This is a genomic window from Thermophilibacter gallinarum (assembly GCF_014982725.1).
Classification (GTDB): Bacteria; Actinomycetota; Coriobacteriia; order Coriobacteriales; family Atopobiaceae; genus Thermophilibacter; species Thermophilibacter gallinarum.
Map to the genome: position 1 here is coordinate 511380 of NZ_JADCJZ010000002.1, position 25786 is coordinate 537165.

The following is a 25786-nucleotide window of genomic DNA, read 5'->3' on the forward strand; positions in this document are numbered from 1 at the left end:
GGGCACGCGTCAGGCCTTGATCTGGCGGAAGCCCTCGCCGAACACCTCGTGGACCTCCGAGATCACCACGATGGCCCGGGGGTCGCACTGGGCGACGGTCTGCTTGAGCCAGACCGTCTCGGAGCGGCCGAGCACGCAGAAGAGCACGGGGCGCTCCTCGCCGCTCCACATCCCGCGCGCCTCGAGGCGGGTGCACCCCCGCTCGAGCGTATGCAGGATCTCGTGCGCGATCTCCTCGTGCCTGTCGGAGATGATGTAGGCCGCTCGAGCTCCTCCCGGTCCGTCCACCACGGCGTCGATCACCTTGCCGGAGATGAACATCGCGACGGCGGCGTAGAGGGCCTGCTCGACGGAGAAGACCGTGGCGGAGAGGGCGATGATGAGACCGTCGACGATGATGACGGAGGTGCCCACGGGCAACCCGGTCCTTCTCGACAGGACCTGGGCCACGATGTCGGTGCCGCCGGTGTTGCCGCCCGTCCTGAAGACCAGGCCGAGGCCCAGGCCGGTGATGACGCCGCCCCAGAGCGCGCAGAGCAGCAGGTCCTCCTCGCCCCCGACCACGGGCAGGAAGGGGACGAGCGCATCGGTGAAGAAGCCGCAGGCTATGATGCCGGCGACCGTGCGTGCCACGTAGCCGCGGCTCCCCGAGCGCACCACCAAGATCATGAGCAGCGCGTTCATGACAATTGTCTGCAGGCCGACGGGGAGCGTCACGCCAAAGGTCTCGGCGATGGCCGAGAAGACCATCGCGAGGCCCGTCACCCCGCCGGCAGCGAGGCCGTAGGGGACCTCGAACACGTCGACGCCTATCGCGAACACGATCGAGCCGGCGACGATCAGCAGCGTGTCGCGGACGACGGTCCGCCAGGGAATGCCCCTCATCGCTCGCCACCGCCACCGACGGCCCAGCGGTGATAGCCGACGACGAAGCGGTCGAGGTCGCCGTCCTGGAGGACCGCGTCCACGTTGCTCGTCTCGACGCCCGTCCGCAGGTCCTTGACGAGCTGGTAGGGGTAGAGCACATAGCTCCTGATCTGGTTTCCGAAGCCGATGTCGTGCTTCGGGCCGCGCAGCTCGTCGAGCTCCTCCGCGCGGCGGGCGAGCTCCAGCTCGTAGAGTCGGCTCTTGAGCACGCTCATGGCGAACGCCTTGTTCTGGAGCTGGCTGCGCTCGTTCTGGCAGGTCACGACGATGCCCGTGGGGAGGTGCGTGATGCGCACCGCGGAGTCGGTCGTGTTGACGCCCTGGCCGCCGTGGCCGGACGCATGGTAGACGTCGATGCGCAGGTCGTTCTGGTCGATCTCGACCTCGATGTCGTCGGGCAGCACCGGGAGCACCTCGACGCCGGCGAAGGTGGTCTGGCGACGCTTCTTGGCGTCGGTGGGCGAGATGCGCACGAGCCGGTGCACGCCCTGCTCGGCACGAAGCATCCCGTAGGCGTTGTGGCCGCTCACGGTGAAGGTGGCGCGGTTCAGGCCGATCGCCTCGCCGGGCTCGGCGTCGTTGACGACGACCTTCCAGCCGCGGCGGTCGCAGTAGCGCTGGTACATGCGGAAGAGCATCTCGCACCAGTCCTGCGCCTCGAGGCCGCCCTGGCCCGGGGTCACCGTGACGATGGCATCGCCGTGATCGAGCTCGTCCGTGAACCAGCTCGAGAGCTCGAGTTCCGAGAGGTCGCCCTCGAGGGCGGCGGCGATGCCGGCGGCCTCGGCGAGAAGGTCCTCGTCACCCGTCTCCTCGGCGAGCTCGAGCGCGGCCTGGGCGTCCTCGAGTCGCGCCCGGGCGGCGTCGATCCCGCTCACGTCGTCGCGCGCGGCGGCGAGACGGGCCATGAGCTCGCGGGCGGCGTCCGCGTCGTCCCAGAAGCCGGGCGCCGCGCTCCTCGCCTCGAGGTCCGCGACCTCCCCGCGCTTCTCGTCGATGTGGAGATAGCCCTCGACCTCGACGAGACGCGACGAGAGCGCGTCGAGGTCCGGCCTGGTGACCTCAGCCATCTACCGGTTCCTGCCGTGGCAGTTCTTGAACTTCTTGCCGCTCCCGCAGGGACAGGGGTCGTTGCGGCCCACGTTCACGTAGGGGTCGGGGTCATCCGCCTTGCGATAGGTGCGGGGCTTGGCGGTGGGCGCCGCCGGGGGCATGCCGGAGGGGGCGCCCTGCGGGGCCACCGCGCTGCGGGGGCCCTGGTCGCCGTCGACCTCGGCGGGGCCGGAGTAGCTCGCGCCGCGCAGCTCCGCGGGCTCCTCGTCCGCGGGGGCGGAGGGGGCGTTCGGGCGGACGGCGACCTCGATGCGCAGGATCGTGCGCAGGAAGTCCTCGTACATCGTGTTCACGAGCTCGGAGAAGGCGGCGTAGGCCTCGCTCTTGTACTCCACGAGCGGGTCGCGCTGGCCGAAGCCGCGCAGGCCGATGCCGGTCTTGAGGTAGTCCATCTCCTGGAGGTAGGACATCCAGCGCGTGTCTATGACGCGCAGCATGACCTGAGACGCGAGCGCGTGCATGGGGGCTTCGCCGATGCGCTGGGCCTTCTCGTCGAAGCAGCGCCGCACGTACTCGTTAACGGCGTCGGCGACGTCGCCCTCGTCCTGGTCGTCGGTGACCTCGGGGACGTCCTTGCGGCCTGTGAGCTCCTCGAGCCACTTGTGCAGCCCCCGGACGTCCCAGTCCTCGTGCTTGGCGCCCTCGGGGCAGTAGCCGGAGACCTCGCGCTGGACGGTGTCGTAGGTGACCTCGCCGACGCGCGCCATCAGGTCCTTGCCGTCGAGGATCTTGTTGCGCTCCTCGTAGATGACCTGGCGCTGGGTGTTCATGACGTTGTCGTAGTCGAGGACGTTCTTGCGCATCGCGAAGTTGATCTCCTCGATCTTGCGCTGCGCGCTCTCCACGGCCTTGGTAACGAGCTTCGCCTGGATGGGCATGTCGTCCGGCATGTCGTACTTCTGCATCATGCCGGAGATGCGGTCCATGCGCTCGCCGCCGAACAGGCGCATGAGGTCGTCCTCGAGCGAGAGGTAGAACTGGGTCTCGCCGGGGTCGCCCTGACGGCCGGAACGCCCGCGGAGCTGGTTGTCGATGCGGCGGCTCTCGTGCCGCTCCGTGCCGATGACGCACAGGCCGCCGGCGTCGATCACGTGGCGCTTCTCGACCTCGCAGCGCTCCTTGGCGGCGGCGAGGGCGCGCTCGTGCTCGCGCGCGACGGCGAGAAGGACGTCGGGCTCGACCTCGACGCCGATCTCGGCGAGCCCCTCCACAGTGAGCTTGGCGGGATCGCCCTCGGCGAGGATGCGGCGCAGCACGTCCTGCTCTATGCCGAAGTCGAGGCCCAGGACCTCCTCCTCCGCGAGCTCGTCGGCGTTGCCGCCCAGCAGGATGTCCGTTCCTCGGCCGGCCATGTTCGTCGCGATCGTGACGGCGCCCTCGCGGCCGGCCTGCGCGACGATCTGTGCCTCGCGCTCGTGGTACTTGGCGTTGAGGACGTTGTGCTTGATGCCGCGCTTGCTGAGGATGCGGGAGAGGCGCTCGGAGTTCTCGATCGAGACGGTGCCGACCAGGCAGGGCTGGCCCTTCGCGTGACGCTCCGCCACGTCCTCGGCCACCGCCTTGAACTTGGCGTCGACCGTGCGGTAGACGAGGTCGTCGTGGTCGACGCGCACGACGGGCTTGTTGGGCGGGATGACCTGGACGGGGACGTGGTAGACTTCGCGGAACTCCGCGTCCTCGGTCATGGCGGTTCCCGTCATGCCGGAGAGCTTGTCGTACATGAGGAAGTAGTTCTGGAGGGTGATCGTGGCGAGCGTCTGGTTCTCCTCGCGCACGTACACACCTTCCTTGGCCTCGATCGCCTGGTGGAGACCCTCGGAGTAGCGCCTGCCCTCCATGATGCGGCCGGTGAACTCGTCGACGATCTTGACCTCGCCGTCCACGACGACGTACTGCTGGTCGCGGTGGAACATGTACTCGGCCTTGAGGGCCTGCTGGAGGTGGTTCACGAGCTGGCCGGAGACGTCGCCGTAGATATCGTCGACGCCGAGGGCACGCTCGACCTTCTTGAGGCCCTCGTCGGTGGTGGCGATCGTGTGCTTGGCCTCGTCCATCTCGAAGTCGACGTCGGGCGTGAGCCCGCGCACCGCGCGGGCGAAGTCCTTGTAGGTGCCCGCCGACTTGGTACCGGCACCGGAGATGATGAGCGGGGTGCGCGCCTCATCGATCAGGATCGAGTCGGCCTCGTCGACGATGGCGTAGTGGTGCCCCCGCTGGACGCGCATGCTCGGGCGGGTGACCATGTTGTCGCGCAGGTAGTCGAAGCCGAACTCCGAGTTCGTGCCGTAGGTGACGTCCGCCTCGTAGGCCGGCTTCTTGAGGTTGAGCCGCATGCCGTTCTGGATGAGGCCCACCGACATGCCGAGGAAGCGATAGATGCTGCCCATCCACTCGCTGTCTCGGCGGGCGAGGTAGTCGTTGACGGTGACGATGTGGACGCCCTTGCCCGGGATGGCGTTGAGGTAGCCCGCGAGCGTGGAGACGAGCGTCTTTCCCTCGCCGGTCTTCATCTCGGCGATGGTGCCGCGGTGCAGCGCTATGCCGCCGATGATCTGCACGTCGAAGTGGCGGAGCCCCGTCGTGCGCACCGACGCCTCGCGGACGGCGGCGAAGGCCTCCGGCAGGAGGTCGTCGAGCGTCTCCCCCTGGGCATAGCGCTCGCGAAGCCGCGGGGTCGTCTCGCGGAGCTCGGCATCGCTCATGGCCTGGAACTTGGGCTCGAGCTCGTTGACGCGCGCGGCAATCTGCTCAAACTCCCGGAGCTCCCGGTCGGCTCCCAAGGAGAGGATTTTTGAGAGGAAGTTGGGCATGTGTCTCCCTTGTCATCGGGCAGCGTGATGCAGACATTCGTTTCGATACTTTACTCACAGAACGCCCCGTTGGAGATGAGGGCGTCGAGGTATCACCAAAACCGCACCCGACGACGGCCTATTGGCCCGCCGTTTCGTCGGGGGCCGCCGTGAGCTCGCCCCGCCCCCGACGCAGCCGTGCCTCGAAGGACCTGAGCCTCCTGTCCGCTTCCACCCCTCTCCCGCAGGCCCTGAGCGCCCGGACCAGGGCCGAGTTCGCGTCCTCCCTGAGCTCGTTCGCCCTGACCGCGTTCTCGGCGAGCCGCGTCGCGGTCCTCTCGCGCCCCAGCCTCAGCGCTGCGGCGCTTCCCTCGACCATAGCGTCGGCGTAGAGATTCCTGAGCGACTCCCTCATGGATGAGATGAACCCGGTCGCGTCGAGCGTCGGCACGTAGAGGTCCCCGACGTAGAGGCGCTCCGCGGCGCGGGCATACTCGAGCTTTCTCGCGTCGTCCCTGGAGTCGACCGCCTCGCGCGCGGCGGCCCTGAAGGCGTCGACGTCGCACCCGATGACGCTCGTGTCCACCATGATCTCGCCGCTCGTCCGGCCCGCCATGAGCAGGCTCAGGTTCGGGTCGATCTCGGCGACCTCTCTGCGCAGCACGCTCGTGGCCTGATAGGCGCGATTGAATCCCGAGTCGTAGTCGCTGTCGGGCCAGACCTGGTCGACGAGCTGAAAGCGCTTGGCGCCTCCGCCGTGAAGCACCAGGTACTCGAGCATCGCCTTTGCGTTCCGCCGCTCCAGCTTCCAGTCCGCGATGAGGACCCCTCGGACGCGTAGCTCGAATCCCCCGAGAAGCCTCAGGTCGACGGGCTTCCTGGTCTTGCCGGGGCCTCCCTGGGACGCGGGGACCTTGGGAGCGGCCGCATGCGGGCGCAGCGGACCGTTTGCCGAAGCCGCCCTCCTCCATGCGGTCGGCATCCCCTCGATAAGCCCCAACGAGAACTTGCCGAGCCCCGTTCCGAGCACCCTGATCAGCCAGACGGCGTCCCAGGGAATCCCCTCGGGCAACGAGGGGATCGCGGAGCCATCGTCGGAGAGCAGGACACCCCGCACGAGGGCGCACACGGACCCAAGGTCATCGGACTGCCCCTCCGTCGTCGCCGGACCGAGGCCCTCTCCCAGTCGGACGGCGGCGATCTCCGCGACGCAGCGCGAGGCCCTCTCCAGATACTCAACCCCCGCACCGTGCGCCAGCGTCCCCGCAAGCGAGGCTCTGATCTTCGCCCGGGCGGCGGAGCCTCCTCTCAGGTCCGCAACCGCTCCGCAGGCCAGGGCGACGATCTGAACCAAGGTGTCCTCCGAGCGCTCGTAGCGCGACGAGAGCGCCTCCAGCTCCGCCACGGACCCGTCGTCATCCGACATCAGCGCGCGCACGAGGTCGAGCACCGCCACATACCCCATGAGGCCTTTGAGCGGGCGCCTGCGCATGAAGCCCTCGGCCTGCTCCGCCGCAGGGGAGGACTCCCTTGGGCTTCCCCCCGTCATCAGGCGCGCCAGCTCGCGGTCGATGGCGAGAAGACCGCCCGAGACGCTCTCCCGCTCCCCCTCCTCTGGGCCACAGACGAGCATGGCCAGGGCAGCGGAGAACGCGCCACGCCGCATGAGGACACAAGCTCGCACATGGGCCATCAGCCTGTTCCGGAGTCGTCCCCGCACCGGCGTGTCGGGGCGGGCGATCGGAAGCTCTCCGCGCAGAACCCTCCGAGCGTCCACGAACAGGCTCTCCGCCTCACCCGCGACGCGGGCCGAGCCCCTGGCGTCGAGGGCGAGCGGAGAGTGAGAGGAGGTGAGCGCACGCGCCGCGGATTCCAACCGGCCCGCCGCATCGGGACGTTCGTCCCCCGCCAGCTTCAGCGAGTGGAGCACGAGCGCGACCTCCCCCAGGTCGAGAAACTCGGCGCCGCGGCTCACGACCTTGGAAAGGGCCGGCGCACACTCTGGGAGCGTCGCCAGCGCCGCCGCTCGCCTCAGGTCGCCATGGTCGACGAGAAGTCCCAGGCAGGCCGCCGGCACGTCGGGGAAGAGCGCGCACGCCGAGGACGCATGCCGCAGGCACGTCAGGAGGGACCCCCTTGACAACGAGCTGAGGGCGCAGAACCGTCTCAGGCCGCCCGAGACCCCAAAGAGCGGCGCGTCGGCCCTGAGCCCCTCGAGAAGGTCGGAGGGAGCCTCGCCGAGGACGAGCCGCAGGTCTCCCCTAGTGCCCCTGCCCAGGAGGAGCATGGCAAGCCGGAGGCGCCGTTCCTCGTCGGAGAGCGTCGGCCTCAGCGAGAGCTCGACGACCTCACCAAGCGCGTCGAGGTACGCCGGGGAGGGCGAATCGACGGGCCGCTCCTTGCCGCGAGCGCCCAGCGCTCGCGCGAGTCGCGGTATTCCTCGCGTGAGGCGCGCGCGATCGTGCGCGCACCGATCCGTCTCCGGGGCGCTCACGCACTGATCGAGGAGCAGTGCGGCGGAAACCTTCGTGCACTCCGGGAGCCGCTCCACGAGCTGACGGGCCTCGGGATAGACGGAGAACAGGACCAGCGCGCCGGCGGACCACAGTTTTCTGAGCGCCCGAGCCTGCCTGAGTGTGCAGGACTCGTCGGAGGGCGGCAGGTCGTCAAGGCCGATTGCGATCAGTCGAGAGTCGGCGTCGAGCTCACGCGCAAGACGAGTAAGCGAACGGGTTGCTGATTCCGGAGACGCGCCCGAGAAGCCACGGCGAACGACGCGCGCCCCCGAACGCGCGGCCTCGGCAAGGACACGGGTGATGACTGTCCCGCACTCCATGCCAGGCTCAGCACAGAACGCGACGATCCGCGGGCAGAGAGGCCCCTCCTCGGCAGGCGAAGGCCCCAGGCCGAGCCGGCCGAGGAGGTCGGAGATCGCCTCCCCGCCATCGGCGGTGACAGCTTTCACCTGCGAAGACAGGGCAACCGACTGCCCTTTGGTTGTATGTGAGCCCATAGTTGCATCCCCATTCTCGGAGAAACGGACAGACTTGGGCTCGAGCCAACAAAAACGGTATCAGTTGTGAAGCTGAAACTTTCGACTTTTCGGCACAAATCCGGACGAGTGATGGGAGATAGCGGAAAGTCAGATGAAAACAGGGATATCGTTTGTCGTGTTAGGACAAACATTGACAAACATCGTGTTGATAAACATAGGAATTGAGAGGACGCCCGACGACAACGTGCGGTTGACACACCAGATGCAGGCGGCCAGGGCACCATGAGCGCGAGATAAGAACAGTCCTATACAGAAGAGGGGCCCTCGCGGGCCCTCGGTCGAGACGCGAAAATGCCCCTTGTTGGTCAGCGACGTCCTGCTCTCCCACGGACTACTCCGCAGTACCATCGGCGCTCGGGGGCTTAACTTCCGGGTTCGGAATGGGACCGGGTGTGCCTCCCCTGCCATGGTCGCTGACCAACAAGGGGCATTCTGCTGTCAGGGGCGGCCGGAGCCGTGCCCTGGGGGCCGCACAGCGTGACGTCGATCGTCTCGAGGATCGCGTTCGAGCGAGTGTGTGAAGAGAAGAGCTCGGCCGATTAGTACCGCTCGACTCAACCCCTCGCAGGGCTTACATCTGCGGCCTATCGAACTCGTAGTCTACGAGTGGCCTTACCGAAAGGAGAACTCATCTCGGGACTGGCTTCCCGCTTAGATGCTTTCAGCGGTTATCCGAACCGGACTCAGCTACCGGGCAGTGCCGTTGGTCGACAACCCGTACACCGGAGGTCCGTCCACCCCGGTCCTCTCGTACTAGGGGCAGCCTCCCTCAATTCTCCTGCGCCCACGGAGGATAGGGACCGAACTGTCTCACGACGTTCTGAACCCAGCTCGCGTACCGCTTTAAATGGCGAACAGCCATACCCTTGGGACCTGCTCCAGCCCCAGGATGCGATGAGCCGACATCGAGGTGCCAAACCTTCCCGTCGATGTGGACTCTTGGGGAAGATCAGCCTGGTATCCCCGGAGTACCTTTTATCCGTTGAGCGACGGCCATACCACACTGAGCCGCCGGATCACTAGAACCTGGTTTCCCATCTGCTCGACCTGTCCGTCTCGCAGTCAAGCCTGCTTATGCTCTTGCACTCAAAGGGACGGTTGCCGACCGTCCTGAGCAGACCTTACGTGCGCCTCCGTTACTCTTTAGGAGGCGACCGCCCCAGTCAAACTACCCACCTGACACGGTCCCCACGCCGGATAACGGTCGCGGGTTAGGATGCCAGAACGTCGAGGGTGGTATTCCAAGGGCGACTCCCCAGAGACTGGCGTCCCTGGTTCAGCGTCTCCCACCTATCCTCTACACGACGAACCGGCAGCCAATGTCAAGCTGCAGTAAAGGTTCACGGGGTCTTTCCGTCCTTCCGCGGGTAAGTCGCATCTTCACGACTAGTGCAATTTCACCGGGTCCATGGTTGAGACAGCGCCCAAATCGTTACGCCTTTCGTGCAGGTCGGAACTTACCCGACAAGGAATTTCGCTACCTTAGGACCGTTATAGTTACGGCCGCCGTTTACCGGGGCTTGGATTCGCCGCTTCGCTCGCGCTGACGGCTCCTCGTGACCTTCCGGCACCGGGCAGGCGTCAGACCCTATACGTCGTCTTACGACTTCAGCAGAGTCCTGTGTTTTTGATAAACAGTCGCTTGGGCCTATTTACTGTGACCGCCCTGGGCTCGGGGAGCAAGTCCCTCCACCCGAGGCGGCACCCCTTCTCCCGAAGTTACGGGGCAATTTTGCCGAGTTCCTTAACCATGGTTCTCCCGATCGCCTTGGTATGCTCTACCCACCCACCTGTGTCGGTTTGCGGTACGGGCTCCTGCGGGCTCCCTAGAGGGTTTTCTTGGAAGCATGGGCTCACCGACTTCGCTCATTCGCTTCGTCCGGCACCTCAGCCTCGACGCAGGGCGCGTTTCACTACCCTGCGGCCTACGTGCCATCGCGGGGACGTCCAGAACCCCGTTCGGCTACCCTTCTCCGTCGCCCCATCGGTAATAGCGTCCGTTCGGAGGTGCAGGAATGTCAACCTGCTGTGCATCGGCTACGCCTTCCGGCCTCGCCTTAGCTCCCGACTGACCCTGGGAGGATTAGCCTTGCCCAGGAAACCTTGGGTTTACGGCGGCGGCGTTTTTCACGCCGCTCTCGTTACTCATGCCAGCATTCTCACTTCCGGCCGCTCCACGTCGGGTCACCCCGGCGCTTCGCCGCGGACGGAAAGCTCCCCTACCACCAGTCAAAGACTGGTCCGCCGCTTCGGTGCCATGCTTAGCCCCGTATATTGTCGGCGCATGTCCACTCGACCAGTGAGCTATTACGCACTCTTTAAATGAATGGCTGCTTCTAAGCCAACATCCTGGTTGTCTGAGCAAACGCACATCCTTTGCCACTTAGCATGGACTTCGGGACCTTAGCGGGCGGTCTGGGCTGTTTCCCTTTCGAACACACAGCTTAGCCCACATGTTCTGACTCCCGGACTCTGGACCGGCGGTATTCGGAGTTTGATTGGAGTTGGTAGGCGGTGAGGCCCCCGCGTCCATTCAGTGCTCTACCCCCGCAGGTAAACGTCCGAGGCTAGCCCTAAAGCTATTTCGGGGAGAACGAGATATCTCCGGGTTTGATAGGCCTTTCACTCCTATCCACAGGTCATCCCCCCAGTTTTCAACCTAGGTGGGTTCGGCCCTCCACGGGGTCTTACCCCCGCTTCAGCCTGCCCATGGATAGCTCACCCGGCTTCGCGTCTACGGCGCGCGACTGCTCGCCCCATTCGGACTCGCTTTCGCTGCGGCTCGCTTGCTGGCTTAACCTCGCCACGCACCGTAACTCGCTGGCTCATTCTACAAAAGGCACGCCGTCACACCCCGAAGGGTGCTCCGACTGCTTGTAGGCAAACGGTTTCAGGTACTATTTCACTCCCCTCCCGGGGTGCTTTTCACCTTTCCCTCACGGTACTGGTCCACTATCGGTCACAGGAGAGTATTTAGGATTGGAGGGTGGACCCCCCAGCTTCCCACCGGGTTTCACGTGTCCGGCGGTACTCAGGTACCGCACGGCAGTCCTCGCGGATTCGCGTACGGGGCTCTAACCCTGTCCCGCTGGCCTTCCCATGCCATTCCGCTTCCACGAGGTTTTGTAACTGCACGATGTGCGGCCCTACAACCCCGGCGGCGCTTGCGCGGCCGCCGGTTTGTCCTAGGTCCCCGTTCGCTCGCCACTACTAGGGGAATCTCGTTTGATTTCTCTTCCTCGGGGTACTTAGATGTTTCAGTTCCCCCGGTTGCCTCGGCCCGGCCTATGTGTTCAGCCGGGCGTGACGGGAAATGACTCCCGCCGGGTTTTCCCATTCGGAGATCCACGGGTCGAGCGGGCAAGTGCCCCTAACCGTGGCTTATCGCAGCTTGTCGCGTCCTTCGTCGGCTTCCTGTGCCAAGGCATCCACCGTTTGCCCTTACCATCTTCTCTTCGATGGCTCGAACATACTTAATCGTATAGATGCGATCTTTGAAGAAGAATCTTCGTCACGCTATGCAGCTCTCAAGGTACGGCGGGGGCGTGCCCCGGGGACCGGACACTGCGCGCTCTCGCGCGACGCGACTGACTCTCAGCTGGGATGGACGGGGCGTCCGTCTGATGTCTTCTCTAGAAGAGGTGATTCTCCCTAGAAAGGAGGTGATCCAGCCGCACCTTCCGGTACGGCTACCTTGTTACGACTTCACCCCCCTTACCAACCACACCTTCGGCGCCTCCCTCCCTTGCGGGTTGGGCCGACGACTTCGGGTGCAATCGACTCGGGTGGTGTGACGGGCGGTGTGTACAAGGCCCGGGAACTTATTCACCGCGGCGTGCTGATCCGCGATTACTAGCAACTCCGACTTCATGGAGGCGGGTTGCAGCCTCCAATCCGAACTGGGACCGGCTTTGGGGATTCGCTCCTGCTCGCGCAGTGGCAGCCCATTGTGCCGGCCATTGTAGCACGTGTGCAGCCCAGGACATAAGGGGCATGATGACTTGACGTCATCCCCACCTTCCTCCGGCTTGACGCCGGCGGTCTCGCATGGGTGCCCGGCCGAACCGCTGGCAACATGCGACGAGGGTTGCGCTCGTTGCGGGACTTAACCCAACATCTCACGACACGAGCTGACGACAGCCATGCACCACCTGTCTAGGCTCCTCTCGGCCACGGCGTTTCCGCCGCTTCACCTAGATGTCAAGCCCTGGTAAGGTTCTTCGCGTTGCTTCGAATTAAGCCACATGCTCCGCTGCTTGTGCGGGCCCCCGTCAATTCCTTTGAGTTTTAGCCTTGCGGCCGTACTCCCCAGGCGGGACACTTAATGCGTTAGCTGCGGCACGGAGGGACGTTCCCCCCACACCTAGTGTCCATCGTTTACGGCTAGGACTACCAGGGTATCTAATCCTGTTCGCTCCCCTAGCTTTCGCTCCTCAGCGTCAGTTGTGGCCCAGAAGGCCGCCTTCGCCACCGGTGTTCTTCCAAATATCTGCGCATTCCACCGCTACACTTGGAATTCCGCCTTCCCCTACCAAACTCAAGTCCGCCGGTATCGGGAGCGTGCGGGGGTTGAGCCCCCGGATTTGACTCCCGACCTAACGGACCGCCTACGAGCGCTTTACGCCCAATGAATCCGGATAACGCTCGCCCCCTACGTATTACCGCGGCTGCTGGCACGTAGTTAGCCGGGGCTTCTTCTGCAGGTACCGTCACCTTGCGGCCTCGTCCCTGCTGAAAGCGGTTTACGACCCGAAGGCCTTCATCCCGCACGCGGCGTCGCTGCGTCAGGCTTTCGCCCATTGCGCAAGATTCCCCACTGCTGCCTCCCGTAGGAGTCTGGGCCGTGTCTCAGTCCCAATCTGGCTGGTCGGTCTCTCAACCCAGCTACCCATAATCGCCTTGGTGGGCCGTTGCCCCACCAACTAGCTAACAGGCCGCGGGCCCATCCCTCGCCGTCTGGGCTTTCCCGGACCCGCCATGCGGAGGGTCCGGAGTATCCGGTATTATCCACGGTTTCCCGAGGCTGTCCCGGTGCGAGGGGCAGGTTGCCCACGTGTTACTCAGCCGTTCGCCACTTTATACACACCCGAAGGTGCTTTAACCGTTCGACTTGCATGTGTTAGGCGCGCCGCCAGCGTTCATCCTGAGCCAGGATCGAACTCTCCGTTCAAATGCCAGGCGGCGTAGAGCCGCCTTACAGTGTGAGTGGTCGGTCCGTCCCGTCCATAGATCCCGCTGATCTCGGATTCGCTGAAATTGACGTCTCTGACTCAGATGTCAGAATTCGAATTTCGCTTGTCTGTCACGTCGATCTTTCGATCGCAGTATCCGGTTCTCAAGGTACGCCGCGCAGGTCGTGGGCCGTGGGCCCGTCGCCGCGCGGGGAATAACTATACGCGCCCGGACGCCCCGCGCCGGCGACAATCCGCGCCTCCACGGTTTCTGCACAATTCTTCTTTTCTGTAAGGGATGGCCCTCCTTTCTCACACGCGGAGATGCGCTTTGCGGAATCTCCGCTTAGTGAGAAAGGAGGGCCGTCGTTGCAGAAAAGGAAGGCTTACGGACGCCAAGAGGCGTGGATTGTTGTCGGCGCGGGGAGGAACGGGATCGGTAGTTGTCGACAGAAGAGGGGCCCTCGCGGGCCCTCGGTCGAGACGCGAAAATGCCCCTTGTTGGTCAGCGACGTCCTGCTCTCCCACGGACTACTCCGCAGTACCATCGGCGCTCGGGGGCTTAACTTCCGGGTTCGGAATGGGACCGGGTGTGCCTCCCCTGCCATGGTCGCTGACCAACAAGGGGCATTCTGCTGTCAGGGGCGGCCGGAGCCGTGCCCTGGGGGCCGCACAGCGTGACGTCGATCGTCTCGAGGATCGCGTTCGAGCGAGTGTGTGAAGAGAAGAGCTCGGCCGATTAGTACCGCTCGACTCAACCCCTCGCAGGGCTTACATCTGCGGCCTATCGAACTCGTAGTCTACGAGTGGCCTTACCGAAAGGAGAACTCATCTCGGGACTGGCTTCCCGCTTAGATGCTTTCAGCGGTTATCCGAACCGGACTCAGCTACCGGGCAGTGCCGTTGGTCGACAACCCGTACACCGGAGGTCCGTCCACCCCGGTCCTCTCGTACTAGGGGCAGCCTCCCTCAATTCTCCTGCGCCCACGGAGGATAGGGACCGAACTGTCTCACGACGTTCTGAACCCAGCTCGCGTACCGCTTTAAATGGCGAACAGCCATACCCTTGGGACCTGCTCCAGCCCCAGGATGCGATGAGCCGACATCGAGGTGCCAAACCTTCCCGCCGATGGGGACTCTTGGGGAAGATCAGCCTGTTATCCCCGGAGTACCTTTTATCCGTTGAGCGACGGCCATACCACACTGAGCCGCCGGATCACTAGAACCTGGTTTCCCATCTGCTCGACCTGTCCGTCTCGCAGTCAAGCCTGCTTATGCTCTTGCACTCAAAGGGACGGTTGCCGACCGTCCTGAGCAGACCTTACGTGCGCCTCCGTTACTCTTTAGGAGGCGACCGCCCCAGTCAAACTACCCACCTGACACGGTCCCCACGCCGGATAACGGTCGCGGGTTAGGATGCCAGAACGTCGAGGGTGGTATTCCAAGGGCGACTCCCCAGAGACTGGCGTCCCTGGTTCAGCGTCTCCCACCTATCCTCTACACGACGAACCGGCAGCCAATGTCAAGCTGCAGTAAAGGTTCACGGGGTCTTTCCGTCCTTCCGCGGGTAAGTCGCATCTTCACGACTAGTGCAATTTCACCGGGTCCATGGTTGAGACAGCGCCCAAATCGTTACGCCTTTCGTGCAGGTCGGAACTTACCCGACAAGGAATTTCGCTACCTTAGGACCGTTATAGTTACGGCCGCCGTTTACCGGGGCTTGGATTCGCCGCTTCGCTCGCGCTGACGGCTCCTCGTGACCTTCCGGCACCGGGCAGGCGTCAGACCCTATACGTCGTCTTACGACTTCAGCAGAGTCCTGTGTTTTTGATAAACAGTCGCTTGGGCCTATTTACTGTGACCGCCCTGGGCTCGGGGAGCAAGTCCCTCCACCCGAGGCGGCACCCCTTCTCCCGAAGTTACGGGGCAATTTTGCCGAGTTCCTTAACCATGGTTCTCCCGATCGCCTTGGTATGCTCTACCCACCCACCTGTGTCGGTTTGCGGTACGGGCTCCTGCGGGCTCCCTAGAGGGTTTTCTTGGAAGCATGGGCTCACCGACTTCGCTCATTCGCTTCGTCCGGCACCTCAGCCTCGACGCAGGGCGCGTTTCACTACCCTGCGGCCTACGTGCCATCGCGGGGACGTCCAGAACCCCGTTCGGCTACCCTTCTCCGTCGCCCCATCGGTAATAGCGTCCGTTCGGAGGTGCAGGAATGTCAACCTGCTGTGCATCGGCTACGCCTTCCGGCCTCGCCTTAGCTCCCGACTGACCCTGGGAGGATTAGCCTTGCCCAGGAAACCTTGGGTTTACGGCGGCGGCGTTTTTCACGCCGCTCTCGTTACTCATGCCAGCATTCTCACTTCCGGCCGCTCCACGTCGGGTCACCCCGGCGCTTCGCCGCGGACGGAAAGCTCCCCTACCACCAGTCAAAGACTGGTCCGCCGCTTCGGTGCCATGCTTAGCCCCGTATATTGTCGGCGCATGTCCACTCGACCAGTGAGCTATTACGCACTCTTTAAATGAATGGCTGCTTCTAAGCCAACATCCTGGTTGTCTGAGCAAACGCACATCCTTTGCCACTTAGCATGGACTTCGGGACCTTAGCGGGCGGTCTGGGCTGTTTCCCTTTCGAACACACAGCTTAGCCCACATGTTCTGACTCCCGGACTCTGGACCGGCGGTATTCGGAGTTTGATTGGAGTTGGTAGGCGGTGAGGCCCCCGCGTCCATTCAGTGCTCTACCCCCGCAGGTAAACGTCCGAGGCTAGCCCTAAAGCTATTTCGGGGAGAACGAGATATCTCCGGGTTTGATAGGCCTTTCACTCCTATCCACAGGTCATCCCCCCAGTTTTCAACCTAGGTGGGTTCGGCCCTCCACGGGGTCTTACCCCCGCTTCAGCCTGCCCATGGATAGCTCACCCGGCTTCGCGTCTACGGCGCGCGACTGCTCGCCCCATTCGGACTCGCTTTCGCTGCGGCTCGCTTGCTGGCTTAACCTCGCCACGCACCGTAACTCGCTGGCTCATTCTACAAAAGGCACGCCGTCACACCCCGAAGGGTGCTCCGACTGCTTGTAGGCAAACGGTTTCAGGTACTATTTCACTCCCCTCCCGGGGTGCTTTTCACCTTTCCCTCACGGTACTGGTCCACTATCGGTCACAGGAGAGTATTTAGGATTGGAGGGTGGACCCCCCAGCTTCCCACCGGGTTTCACGTGTCCGGCGGTACTCAGGTACCGCACGGCAGTCCTCGCGGATTCGCGTACGGGGCTCTAACCCTGTCCCGCTGGCCTTCCCATGCCATTCCGCTTCCACGAGGTTTTGTAACTGCACGATGTGCGGCCCTACAACCCCGGCGGCGCTTGCGCGGCCGCCGGTTTGTCCTAGGTCCCCGTTCGCTCGCCACTACTAGGGGAATCTCGTTTGATTTCTCTTCCTCGGGGTACTTAGATGTTTCAGTTCCCCCGGTTGCCTCGGCCCGGCCTATGTGTTCAGCCGGGCGTGACGGGAAATGACTCCCGCCGGGTTTTCCCATTCGGAGATCCACGGGTCGAGCGGGCAAGTGCCCCTAACCGTGGCTTATCGCAGCTTGTCGCGTCCTTCGTCGGCTTCCTGTGCCAAGGCATCCACCGTTTGCCCTTACCATCTTCTCTTCGATGGCTCGAACATACTTAATCGTATAGATGCGATCTTTGAAGAAGAATCTTCGTCACGCTATGCAGCTCTCAAGGTACGGCGGGGGCGTGCCCCGGGGACCGGACACTGCGCGCTCTCGCGCGACGCGACTGACTCTCAGCTGGGATGGACGGGGCGTCCGTCTGATGTCTTCTCTAGAAGAGGTGATTCTCCCTAGAAAGGAGGTGATCCAGCCGCACCTTCCGGTACGGCTACCTTGTTACGACTTCACCCCCCTTACCAACCACACCTTCGGCGCCTCCCTCCCTTGCGGGTTGGGCCGACGACTTCGGGTGCAATCGACTCGGGTGGTGTGACGGGCGGTGTGTACAAGGCCCGGGAACTTATTCACCGCGGCGTGCTGATCCGCGATTACTAGCAACTCCGACTTCATGGAGGCGGGTTGCAGCCTCCAATCCGAACTGGGACCGGCTTTGGGGATTCGCTCCTGCTCGCGCAGTGGCAGCCCATTGTGCCGGCCATTGTAGCACGTGTGCAGCCCAGGACATAAGGGGCATGATGACTTGACGTCATCCCCACCTTCCTCCGGCTTGACGCCGGCGGTCTCGCATGGGTGCCCGGCCGAACCGCTGGCAACATGCGACGAGGGTTGCGCTCGTTGCGGGACTTAACCCAACATCTCACGACACGAGCTGACGACAGCCATGCACCACCTGTCTAGGCTCCTCTCGGCCACGGCGTTTCCGCCGCTTCACCTAGATGTCAAGCCCTGGTAAGGTTCTTCGCGTTGCTTCGAATTAAGCCACATGCTCCGCTGCTTGTGCGGGCCCCCGTCAATTCCTTTGAGTTTTAGCCTTGCGGCCGTACTCCCCAGGCGGGACACTTAATGCGTTAGCTGCGGCACGGAGGGACGTTCCCCCCACACCTAGTGTCCATCGTTTACGGCTAGGACTACCAGGGTATCTAATCCTGTTCGCTCCCCTAGCTTTCGCTCCTCAGCGTCAGTTGTGGCCCAGAAGGCCGCCTTCGCCACCGGTGTTCTTCCAAATATCTGCGCATTCCACCGCTACACTTGGAATTCCGCCTTCCCCTACCAAACTCAAGTCCGCCGGTATCGGGAGCGTGCGGGGGTTGAGCCCCCGGATTTGACTCCCGACCTAACGGACCGCCTACGAGCGCTTTACGCCCAATGAATCCGGATAACGCTCGCCCCCTACGTATTACCGCGGCTGCTGGCACGTAGTTAGCCGGGGCTTCTTCTGCAGGTACCGTCACCTTGCGGCCTCGTCCCTGCTGAAAGCGGTTTACGACCCGAAGGCCTTCATCCCGCACGCGGCGTCGCTGCGTCAGGCTTTCGCCCATTGCGCAAGATTCCCCACTGCTGCCTCCCGTAGGAGTCTGGGCCGTGTCTCAGTCCCAATCTGGCTGGTCGGTCTCTCAACCCAGCTACCCATAATCGCCTTGGTGGGCCGTTGCCCCACCAACTAGCTAACAGGCCGCGGGCCCATCCCTCGCCGTCTGGGCTTTCCCGGACCCGCCATGCGGAGGGTCCGGAGTATCCGGTATTATCCACGGTTTCCCGAGGCTGTCCCGGTGCGAGGGGCAGGTTGCCCACGTGTTACTCAGCCGTTCGCCACTTTATACACACCCGAAGGTGCTTTAACCGTTCGACTTGCATGTGTTAGGCGCGCCGCCAGCGTTCATCCTGAGCCAGGATCGAACTCTCCGTTCAAATGCCAGGCGGCGTAGAGCCGCCTTACAGTGTGAGTGGTCGGTCCGTCCCGTCCATAGATCCCGCTGATCTCGGATTCGCTGAAATTGACGTCTCTGACTCAGATGTCAGAATTCGAATTTCGCTTGTCTGTCACGTCGATCTTTCGATCGCAGTATCCGGTTCTCAAGGTACGCCGCGCAGGTCGTGGGCCGTGGGCCCGTCGCCGCGCGGGGAATAACTATACGCGCCCGGACGCCCCGCGCCGGCGACAATCCGCGCCTCCACGGTTTCTGCACAAGTGGGAAAAGGAGGGGGGCTACAGGCCCCTCCTGACGAGCTCGCAGGCCTCGCCGAGCAGCGCGTCGCGCAGGGCGGCCGTGGGGGCCTCCGCATAGACCCTCACCACGGAGCTGGTTCTCGACGGGCGCACCAGGACCCACGAGTCGTCCTCGAACTGCAGGCGCAGGCCGTCCGCATGGGAGACCTCGACTGGGGCCCGACCGGCCAGCTCACCCGGGTTGAGCCCGGGCAGCACGTTGCGGAACGCCTGGCTCGCGGCTGGGTCCAGGCGCACGTCCCTTCTCGCGTAGCACATCGTCCCGACGATCGCCTCGAGCTCGGAGGCCATGACGGACACGCTCTTGCCCGAGCGCGCGAGCATCTCCACGGCGAGCAGGCACACGAGCAGGCCGTCGCGCTCGCGCAGGTGCGAGGGGACGCACACGCCGCCGTACTCCTCGACGCCCATGACCACGTCCGACTCGAGCGTCTCTCTATATATCCTTGCGAAGCCGACCGACACGGGCGTGGTGACGCAGCCGAGGCGCTCCGCCTCGCGGGCGATGCACGCCGAGCAGGTGAGCGTCGTGACGACGCGGCCGTGTGCCCCGTGGCTCATCACGAGGTTCCCGAGCAGCATCGGCACGAGCACGCGCGCCGGCAGCAGCTCGCCGCGCTCGTCCACCACCGAGGCCCGGTCCGCGTCCCCGTCGAGGAGCAAGCCCATGTCCGCCCCGTGGGCGACGACGGCCTGCTCGCACGAGTCGGCCCAGGGGTCGCGCGGGTCGGGGTGGATCCCGCCGAAGTCGTCCCGGGGCTCGACGTGGATCTCCACCACCTCGCACCCCAGTTCGGAGAGCAGGCGCGCGAGGTGACCGGTCCCCGACCCGTACATAGCGTCCACGACGATCTTGGGGCGTCGCGCCTCGATGGCGCCTCGGTCGACCCAGGAGCCGAGGTCGTCGAGATAGGCCCCCATCAGGTCGACCTCCTCGAAGGCGCCGCGCTCCGACGTGGGGGAAAGCGAGATGGCCTGCTCGACGCGGTCGAGGAACTCCCTGGAGACGGGGCCGCCGTCGGCGCCCCGGACGATGACGCCGCCGTATTCGCACGAGAGCTCGCTCGCCGTCAGGACGACGGCGCCGACGGCGCGCTCGTCACGTGCGCACGTCCAGGAGACCGCCGGCGTGGGGCAGGCGCAGTCGGACACCCGGGCGTCGAGGCCGAACGAGGAGAGCACGCCCGCGACGAGGCGCGCGTGGTCCCCCGCCCCGTGCCGGGTGTCGTATCCGACGTAGACGGTCGCGGCGGGGTGCTCGTCGGCCCAGACCAGGCCGAGGGCGTCCGCGATGCGCGCGACGTTCTCGTCGGTGAAGGCGTCCTCGAAGCGGGCGTGCCACCCGTCGACGCCGAATCTGAGTATGTCCGCCCTCTTATCCAAGACGGGCGACGCCCTCCTCGCCAAAGGCCTCGAGGAAGGCCTCCCTCTGGCCGGGGTCCTCGAGCACCATGCGCGCGTTGGTGGCTGCCCAGGCGGCGGGCGTGCCGGTGTCGCAGCCCTCCGCGGGGTCGACGACCAGCGCGTACATCTCCTCCTCGGCGAGCAGGCGCTCCATGGCGTCCGTCAGCTGGATCTCGCCGCCCGCGCCCGGGCCCTGCGTGGCGAGGAGCTCCATGATCCGGGGCGAGAGCAGGTAGCGCCCGACGATGAACAGGTGAGAGGGGGCGTCCTCCGGCCTGGGCTTCTCGACCAGGCCCGTGACCTTCCAGACCGCGCCCTCCTGCTCGCCCGTGGCGTCCGTGCCCGGCAGGCATCCCACGCATTCGCCGGCAATGATGCCGTAGCGGCTCACCTGGTCGGCGGGGACGGGGGCCACCGCGATGACGGAGGCACCGCCGTGCTCGCGCGAGACCTCGGCCATGCGGACGCACATCTGGCGACCCGGCACGAAGTAGTCGCCGAGAAGGACGAAGAAGGGCTCGCCGTCGATCTTCTCGGCGGCCTGCAGGACGGCGTGGCCGAGGCCGCGGGCGACGTCCTGGTAGACGAAGGAGACGGGAAGCGCGGAGGCGGCGTGGACGCGGTCGGCCTCGGCGGACTTGCCGCGCTCGCGCAGCATGGACTCGAAGTCCTCGTCCACGGAGAAGTACTGCTCGATCTGGGGCTTCTCGTGGGAGTTGACGATGACGACGCCGTCGACGCCGTCGGGCTCGAGGGCCTCCTCGACCACGTACTGGATGACGGGCTTGTCTATGACGGGGAGCAGCTCCTTGGGGGAGCACTTGGTTGCGGGGAGAAAGCGCGTTCCGAGGCCGGCGGCAGGAATGATTGCCTTCATGTTCTTCCCTTCGGGTCGTGAGCAAGGGCCCGCCGTGCGCATGCCCGGCGGCACTCAAAACATACCCCAGAGAGGACGCTTCATACAGAGCCGGTCCGCCAGCGGCGCCGCGCGGGGGCGCGGGCGAGAGGGGCGCGGCCCTACTCGGGGACGACGATCCCCTGGCCCTCGAGATAGCCGATCAGCCGCTCCATCGTGTCCTCCGAGAGGACGTGCTCCATGAGGCAGGCCTCGGAGTCGGCCGTCTCCGGGGCGACGCCGAGGTCGGACTCGAGGAAGATGCGCAGGGCGCGGTGTGCGCGCCACACGAGGGAGGCGTACCTCCTCCCCTCCGGGGTGAGGGTCACGCGGCCGTAACGGCTCTGCTCCACCATGCCCGCCTCCTTGAGCGTGGAGAGCGCCTTGTTGACGCTCGCCTTGGAGACGCCCAGCTGGTCGGCGACGTCGACCGAGCGCACGGAGCGCTCCGTCTCGGACGACCCGGCGCAGGCGAGTCGGTAGATGGCCTCGAGGTAGTCCTCGCCGGCACGGCTGAGGGCGTGGTCGTCCCGATGCTCCGAGCTGCTCACGGCCCCTCCTAGTCCGTCTCGTCGGGCAGCTCGACGCGTCGAATGCGCGCGCCCAGCGACGCGAGCTTCTCGACGAAGCCCTCGTACCCGCGGTCGATGTGGTAGATGTCGGAGACGGTGGTGACCCCGTCGGCGATGAGGCCGGCCATGACCAGGGCCGCGCCGCCGCGCAGGTCGGGGGACCTGACCTGCGTCCCCGAGAAGCCGTCGACGCCGTGGACGATGGCGTGGTGCCCCTCGATCACGATGTCGGCGCCCATGCGCTGGAGCTCGCTCGCGAGCATGAAGCGGTTCTCGAAGACGTTCTCGGTGATGACGCAGCTGCCCTTGGCGAGGGCCAGCAGGCACATGGTCTGCGCCTGCATGTCCGTGGGGAAGCCGGGGAACGGCAGCGTCTGGATGTCGGTGGGGACGAGCGGGCGGTCGCGCCAGACGGTGCAGGAGTCCGACCCGCGCTCGAGGGAGATGCCCATCTGCTCGAACTTCTTGAGCACGAGGCCGAGGTGCAGCGGGGCGAACCCGCGCACCGTGACGGGCTCGCCCATGAGCGCGCCCATCGCGAGGAACGTGCCCGCCTCGATGCGGTCTCCCACGACCCTGTGGGTGACGGGGTGGAGCTCGGAGACACCCTCGATCTCGATCACGGGAGAGCCCGCGCCGGAGATCTTGGCGCCCATCTCGTTGAGGAGGTTCGCGAGGTCCACGATCTCGGGCTCGCGGGCGGCGTTGTCGATCGTGGTGACGCCCTTGGCGAAGACCGAGGCCATCATGAGGTTCTCGGTGGCGCCTACGCTGGCGAAGTTCAGGGTCACGGTGTCGCCCACCAGCCCGTGGGGGGCGCTGGCGTGGATGTTGCCGTGCTTGACCTCGAACTCGACGCCGAGCGCCTCGAGGCCGAGGATGTGCATGTCGATCTTGCGCGCACCGATGTTGCAGCCGCCGGGCATGGCCACGATGGCCTTGCCGAAGCGCGAGAGCAGCGGGCCGAGGACGGCCGTGGAGGCGCGCATCTGGGCGACGAGGTGGTAGGGGGTCTCCCAGGACGTCACACCGGAGGTGTCGATCCTGAGCTCGTGCTCGTTGACGACCTCGATCTCGGCGCCGATGTTCTTGAGGACCTTGCCCATGACGTGGACGTCCGCGATGTTGGGGACGTTCGTGAGCGTGGTGACGCCCGGCGCCATGATGGTGGCCGCCATGAGCTTGAGCGCCGAGTTCTTGGCGCCCTCGACGCGGACCTCGCCCGTGAAGCGGTGGCCGCCCTCTACCTGAATGACTTCCATGCTGCCTCCGTGCCTGGGGGCCTACGCGGTGCCGGCCGCCGCCGCATGCTTCAGCAGCAGGTTGCACCACCTGATCTTCTTCTCATAGTATGCCGCACGGTGGTTGCCGGCGCCAATCTCGTCGAGAGCCTCAATCGCCTCGTCACGCGTGCGGCGGACGACCTCGGGATCGATGTCGTCGGTGCGCCGGGCGTGGTCGGCGAGGATGATGACGCCGTCGTGGTCGATCTCGGCATAGCCGCCGGACACCACCACGTCATACTCCTGGCCACCGTCCTCCGGACGGGTGCGCATGCGCACCACGCCGTCGCCGAGCGCCACGATCTCCGGCGCGTGCCCGGGCCAGACGCCCAGCTCGCCCGCGTAGGTCACGAGGACGAGGTTGGCGACCGGACCGTCGAAGAGCAGGCGGTCGGGACGCACGAACTGGCAGTTGAGCTCGGCCATGGGGACCTACGCCTCCGTCTGCTCGTCAGCCGGGGCCTCGCCCTCGTCCTCGGCCTGCTCGGCCTCGGGCTCGGCGGGGGCGCCCGCCATGGCGGCGGCGCGACGACGGACGTCCTCGATCGTGCCCGCGAAGCGGAACGCCTGCTCGGGGAGGTCGTCACACTTGCCGTCGACGATCTCGCCGAAGCTGCGGACCGTGTCCTCGACGGTCACGTAGGTGCCGGGGTTGCCCGTGAACTTCTCGGCGACGTGGAACGACTGCGAGAGGAACTGCTGAATCTTGCGGGCGCGGGCCACGACGTGCTGCTGCTCCTCGGAGAGCTCGTCCATGCCCAGGATGGCGATGATGTCCTGGAGGTCGGTGTACTCCTGGAGCGTCTCCTGGACGGCGATGGCCACGCGGTAGTGCTCATCGCCCACGATGGAGGGATCGAGCGCGGAGCTCGAGCTCGCCAGCGGGTCGACGGCCGGGTAGATGCCCAGGTCCGTGATCGCGCGGGAGAGGACCGTCGTGGCGTCGAGGTGCGTGAACGTGGTCGCCGGGGCCGGGTCGGTGAGGTCGTCCGCAGGGACGTAGACGGCCTGGACCGAGGTGATGGAGCCCTCCTTGGTGGAGGTGATGCGCTCCTGGAGCTCGCCCATCTCGGTGGCCAGCGTGGGCTGGTAGCCGACGGCGGACGGCATGCGGCCGAGAAGGGCCGAGACCTCGGAGCCCGCCTGGGAGAAGCGGAAGATGTTGTCGATGAACAGCAGGACGTCCTGGCCCTGGTCGCGGAAGAACTCGGCGGTGGTGAGGCCGGCGAGCGCGACGCGCATGCGGGCTCCGGGCGGCTCGTTCATCTGGCCGTAGACCAGGCAGGTCTTGTCGATGACGCCGGACTCGCGCATCTCGAGGTAGAGGTCGGTGCCCTCGCGGGTGCGCTCGCCGACGCCGGTGAAGACCGAGGTGCCGCCATGCTGCTGCGCGAGGTTGTTGATCAGCTCCTGGATGAGGACCGTCTTGCCGACGCCGGCGCCACCGAACAGGCCCGTCTTGCCGCCGCGGACGTAGGGCTCGAGAAGGTCGATGGCCTTGATGCCCGTCTCGAAGATCTCCGTGGTGGTGGTGAGCTCGTCGAAGGACGGCGCGGGGTGGTGGATCGGGTAGTAGCGGACGTCCTCGGGGACCTCGCCGCCGTCCACGGGCTTGCCCATGACGTTCCAGACGCGGCCGAGCGTGGAGGGGCCGACCGGCATCATCATGGGGTGGCCGGTGTCGCGCACCTTGAGGCCGCGGGTGAGGCCGTCGGTCGAGGACATGGCCACCGTGCGGACCACGCCGCCGGGCAGCTGGGACTCGACCTCGAGCACCGTGCTCACGTGGCCGACGGGCGTGTCGCCCTCGACCTCGAGCGCGGTGTAGATGCCCGGCACCTGGCCGTCGAACTTGACGTCCACGACCGGTCCGACGATGCGGACGATCGTGCCCACGCCGACGGTGCGGTTGAGCTTGTTGTACGCGGCCTCCTCGAGGGCGGTGCGCGTCTCCTGGTTCTTCTCTGCCATCAGTTGTCCTCCAATGCGGAAGCGCCGCCGATGATCTCGTTGAGCTCGGTGGTGATGGAGCCCTGGCGGACTCGGTTGTACGTGCGCTCGAGCGTGTCCAGCACCTCGCGGGCGTTGTCGGTCGCGGACTGCATGGCGCGGCGGCGCGCCCCGTGCTCCGCGGCCGCCGAGTCGAGCAGCGCGTGGAAGATGACCGTCCTGAAGTAGGCGGGCATGAGCTTGCCCAGGACCTCCTCGGCGGAGGGGTCGAAGGCGAAGTCGGTGTAGGTGTGGCTCTCCACCGTGGTCAGCGCCTCGCGCTCGCGCGGCTTGTTCGGCATCGTGAGCTGCTCCTTGGAGATGGGCAGCAGCTGCTCGACGACCTGGGTCTGCTCGACGCGGTTCTTGGCGTGCCAGTAGTAGATCACGACGCGGTCGATCTCGCCGGTGGCGTAGCCGCGCATGACGTAGGACGCGATGCGGTCGGCCTGGTCCTGGTTGGGCTCCGAGGAGATGCCGACGAACGACATGACCGGCGTCATCTTCCGGTACGTGAAGTACTCGGTGGGCTTGCGGCCGCACGTGATCAGCGAGGAGCGCACGCCACGGGCCTTGAGGCGACGCATCTCGGCCTCGACGGCGCGCTGCTGGACGATGTTGAAGCCGCCCGCGAGGCCCTTGTCGGAGGCCACGAGGATGAAGAGCACGTGCTTCTCCTCCGTGCGCTGCGCGAGCAGCGGCTGGCCGGACGAGAAGCCCGCCTCGGCCACGTTGGCGAGCATGCGCGTGATGGCGTTCTTGTACGGCTCCGCCTCCTCGGCGCGCTGGAGCGCCTTGTGGATGCGGGCCGTGGAGATCATCTCCATCGTGCGCGTGATCTGCATCGTACTCCGGATGGAGCTCATGCGGCGCTGTATCTCACGAAGACTCGCCATGGC

The 25786-nt window shown here is 65.4% G+C and carries 11 protein-coding genes and 6 rRNA genes; all 17 read right to left on the reverse strand.

The genetic code is table 11. The annotated features are described in order from the left end of the window. Positions 1-9: 9 nt before the first annotated feature. Complete coding sequence (locus tag INF26_RS06270) at positions 10-885, reverse strand: YitT family protein (protein ID WP_193529962.1); 876 nt, start codon at positions 883-885, stop codon at positions 10-12. Then, entirely contained in the window at positions 882-1997 is a 1116-nt protein-coding gene (gene prfB / locus INF26_RS06275) for a peptide chain release factor 2 (RefSeq protein ID WP_193529964.1), read from the reverse strand. Before prfB ends, INF26_RS06270 begins: the two co-directional genes overlap by 4 nt. Next, a complete protein-coding gene (secA, locus tag INF26_RS06280) occupies positions 1998-4850 on the reverse strand; it encodes a preprotein translocase subunit SecA (protein WP_193529966.1) in 2853 nt (950 codons plus the stop codon). It lies immediately after the preceding gene. A 118-nt stretch (positions 4851-4968) separates the two neighbouring features. Continuing rightward, positions 4969-7665: a bacterial transcriptional activator domain-containing protein gene (locus INF26_RS06285; protein WP_193529968.1), complete on the reverse strand. Its 2697-nt coding sequence runs from the start codon at positions 7663-7665 to the stop codon at positions 4969-4971. A 522-nt stretch (positions 7666-8187) separates the two neighbouring features. Continuing rightward, positions 8188-8302: ribosomal RNA gene (rrf, locus tag INF26_RS06290) — 5S ribosomal RNA — on the reverse strand. A gap of 101 nt (positions 8303-8403) precedes the next feature. Then, positions 8404-11339 (reverse strand): 23S ribosomal RNA (locus INF26_RS06295). A gap of 200 nt (positions 11340-11539) precedes the next feature. Next, positions 11540-13054: ribosomal RNA gene (locus INF26_RS06300) — 16S ribosomal RNA — on the reverse strand. A gap of 504 nt (positions 13055-13558) precedes the next feature. Then, positions 13559-13673 (reverse strand): 5S ribosomal RNA (gene rrf / locus INF26_RS06305). Between the two features lie 101 nt (positions 13674-13774). Further along, positions 13775-16710, reverse strand: a 23S ribosomal RNA gene (locus INF26_RS06310). Between the two features lie 200 nt (positions 16711-16910). Further along, positions 16911-18425: ribosomal RNA gene (locus INF26_RS06315) — 16S ribosomal RNA — on the reverse strand. The 16S, 23S and 5S rRNA genes sit together here, the layout of an rRNA operon. A 298-nt stretch (positions 18426-18723) precedes the next feature. Continuing rightward, on the reverse strand, positions 18724-20127 hold the full coding sequence (locus INF26_RS06320; protein WP_193529969.1) for a phosphohexomutase domain-containing protein: 1404 nt from the start codon (positions 20125-20127) through the stop codon (positions 18724-18726). Next, on the reverse strand, positions 20120-21025 hold the full coding sequence (locus INF26_RS06325) for a UTP--glucose-1-phosphate uridylyltransferase (protein ID WP_193529971.1): 906 nt from the start codon (positions 21023-21025) through the stop codon (positions 20120-20122). Before INF26_RS06325 ends, INF26_RS06320 begins: the two co-directional genes overlap by 8 nt. A gap of 140 nt (positions 21026-21165) precedes the next feature. Next, complete coding sequence (locus INF26_RS06330) at positions 21166-21594, reverse strand: metal-dependent transcriptional regulator (protein ID WP_193529973.1); 429 nt, start codon at positions 21592-21594, stop codon at positions 21166-21168. Positions 21595-21602: 8 nt separating this feature from the next. Next, positions 21603-22877, reverse strand: coding sequence for a UDP-N-acetylglucosamine 1-carboxyvinyltransferase (murA, locus tag INF26_RS06335; RefSeq protein ID WP_193529975.1), 1275 nt, complete (start codon positions 22875-22877; stop codon positions 21603-21605). Positions 22878-22898: 21 nt separating this feature from the next. Continuing rightward, positions 22899-23324, reverse strand: a complete 426-nt coding sequence (atpC, locus tag INF26_RS06340; protein ID WP_193529977.1) for an ATP synthase F1 subunit epsilon — start codon at positions 23322-23324, stop codon at positions 22899-22901. Between the two features lie 6 nt (positions 23325-23330). Beyond that, the gene (gene atpD / locus INF26_RS06345; RefSeq protein ID WP_193529978.1) at positions 23331-24869 is read right to left on the reverse strand and encodes a F0F1 ATP synthase subunit beta; all 1539 of its coding nucleotides are present in this window, start codon (positions 24867-24869) and stop codon (positions 23331-23333) included. Further along, a complete protein-coding gene (gene atpG / locus INF26_RS06350; RefSeq protein WP_193529980.1) occupies positions 24869-25783 on the reverse strand; it encodes an ATP synthase F1 subunit gamma in 915 nt (304 codons plus the stop codon). The genes atpD and atpG overlap by 1 nt, the downstream gene beginning before the upstream one ends. Positions 25784-25786 lie beyond the last annotated feature (3 nt).

Excerpts from the sequence above, each read along its gene's own strand:
- INF26_RS06270 (WP_193529962.1), bottom strand. The coding sequence starts at position 885 with ATGAGGGGCATTCCCTGGCGGACCGTCGTCCGCGACACGCTGCTGATC.
- prfB (WP_193529964.1), bottom strand. The coding sequence starts at position 1,997 with ATGGCTGAGGTCACCAGGCCGGACCTCGACGCGCTCTCGTCGCGTCTC.
- secA (WP_193529966.1), bottom strand. The coding sequence starts at position 4,850 with ATGCCCAACTTCCTCTCAAAAATCCTCTCCTTGGGAGCCGACCGGGAG.
- INF26_RS06285 (WP_193529968.1), bottom strand. The coding sequence starts at position 7,665 with ATGGAGTGCGGGACAGTCATCACCCGTGTCCTTGCCGAGGCCGCGCGT.
- INF26_RS06325 (WP_193529971.1), bottom strand. The coding sequence starts at position 21,025 with ATGAAGGCAATCATTCCTGCCGCCGGCCTCGGAACGCGCTTTCTCCCC.
- murA (WP_193529975.1), bottom strand. The coding sequence starts at position 22,877 with ATGGAAGTCATTCAGGTAGAGGGCGGCCACCGCTTCACGGGCGAGGTC.
- atpC (WP_193529977.1), bottom strand. The coding sequence starts at position 23,324 with ATGGCCGAGCTCAACTGCCAGTTCGTGCGTCCCGACCGCCTGCTCTTC.
- atpD (WP_193529978.1), bottom strand. The coding sequence starts at position 24,869 with ATGGCAGAGAAGAACCAGGAGACGCGCACCGCCCTCGAGGAGGCCGCG.
- atpG (WP_193529980.1), bottom strand. The coding sequence starts at position 25,783 with ATGGCGAGTCTTCGTGAGATACAGCGCCGCATGAGCTCCATCCGGAGT.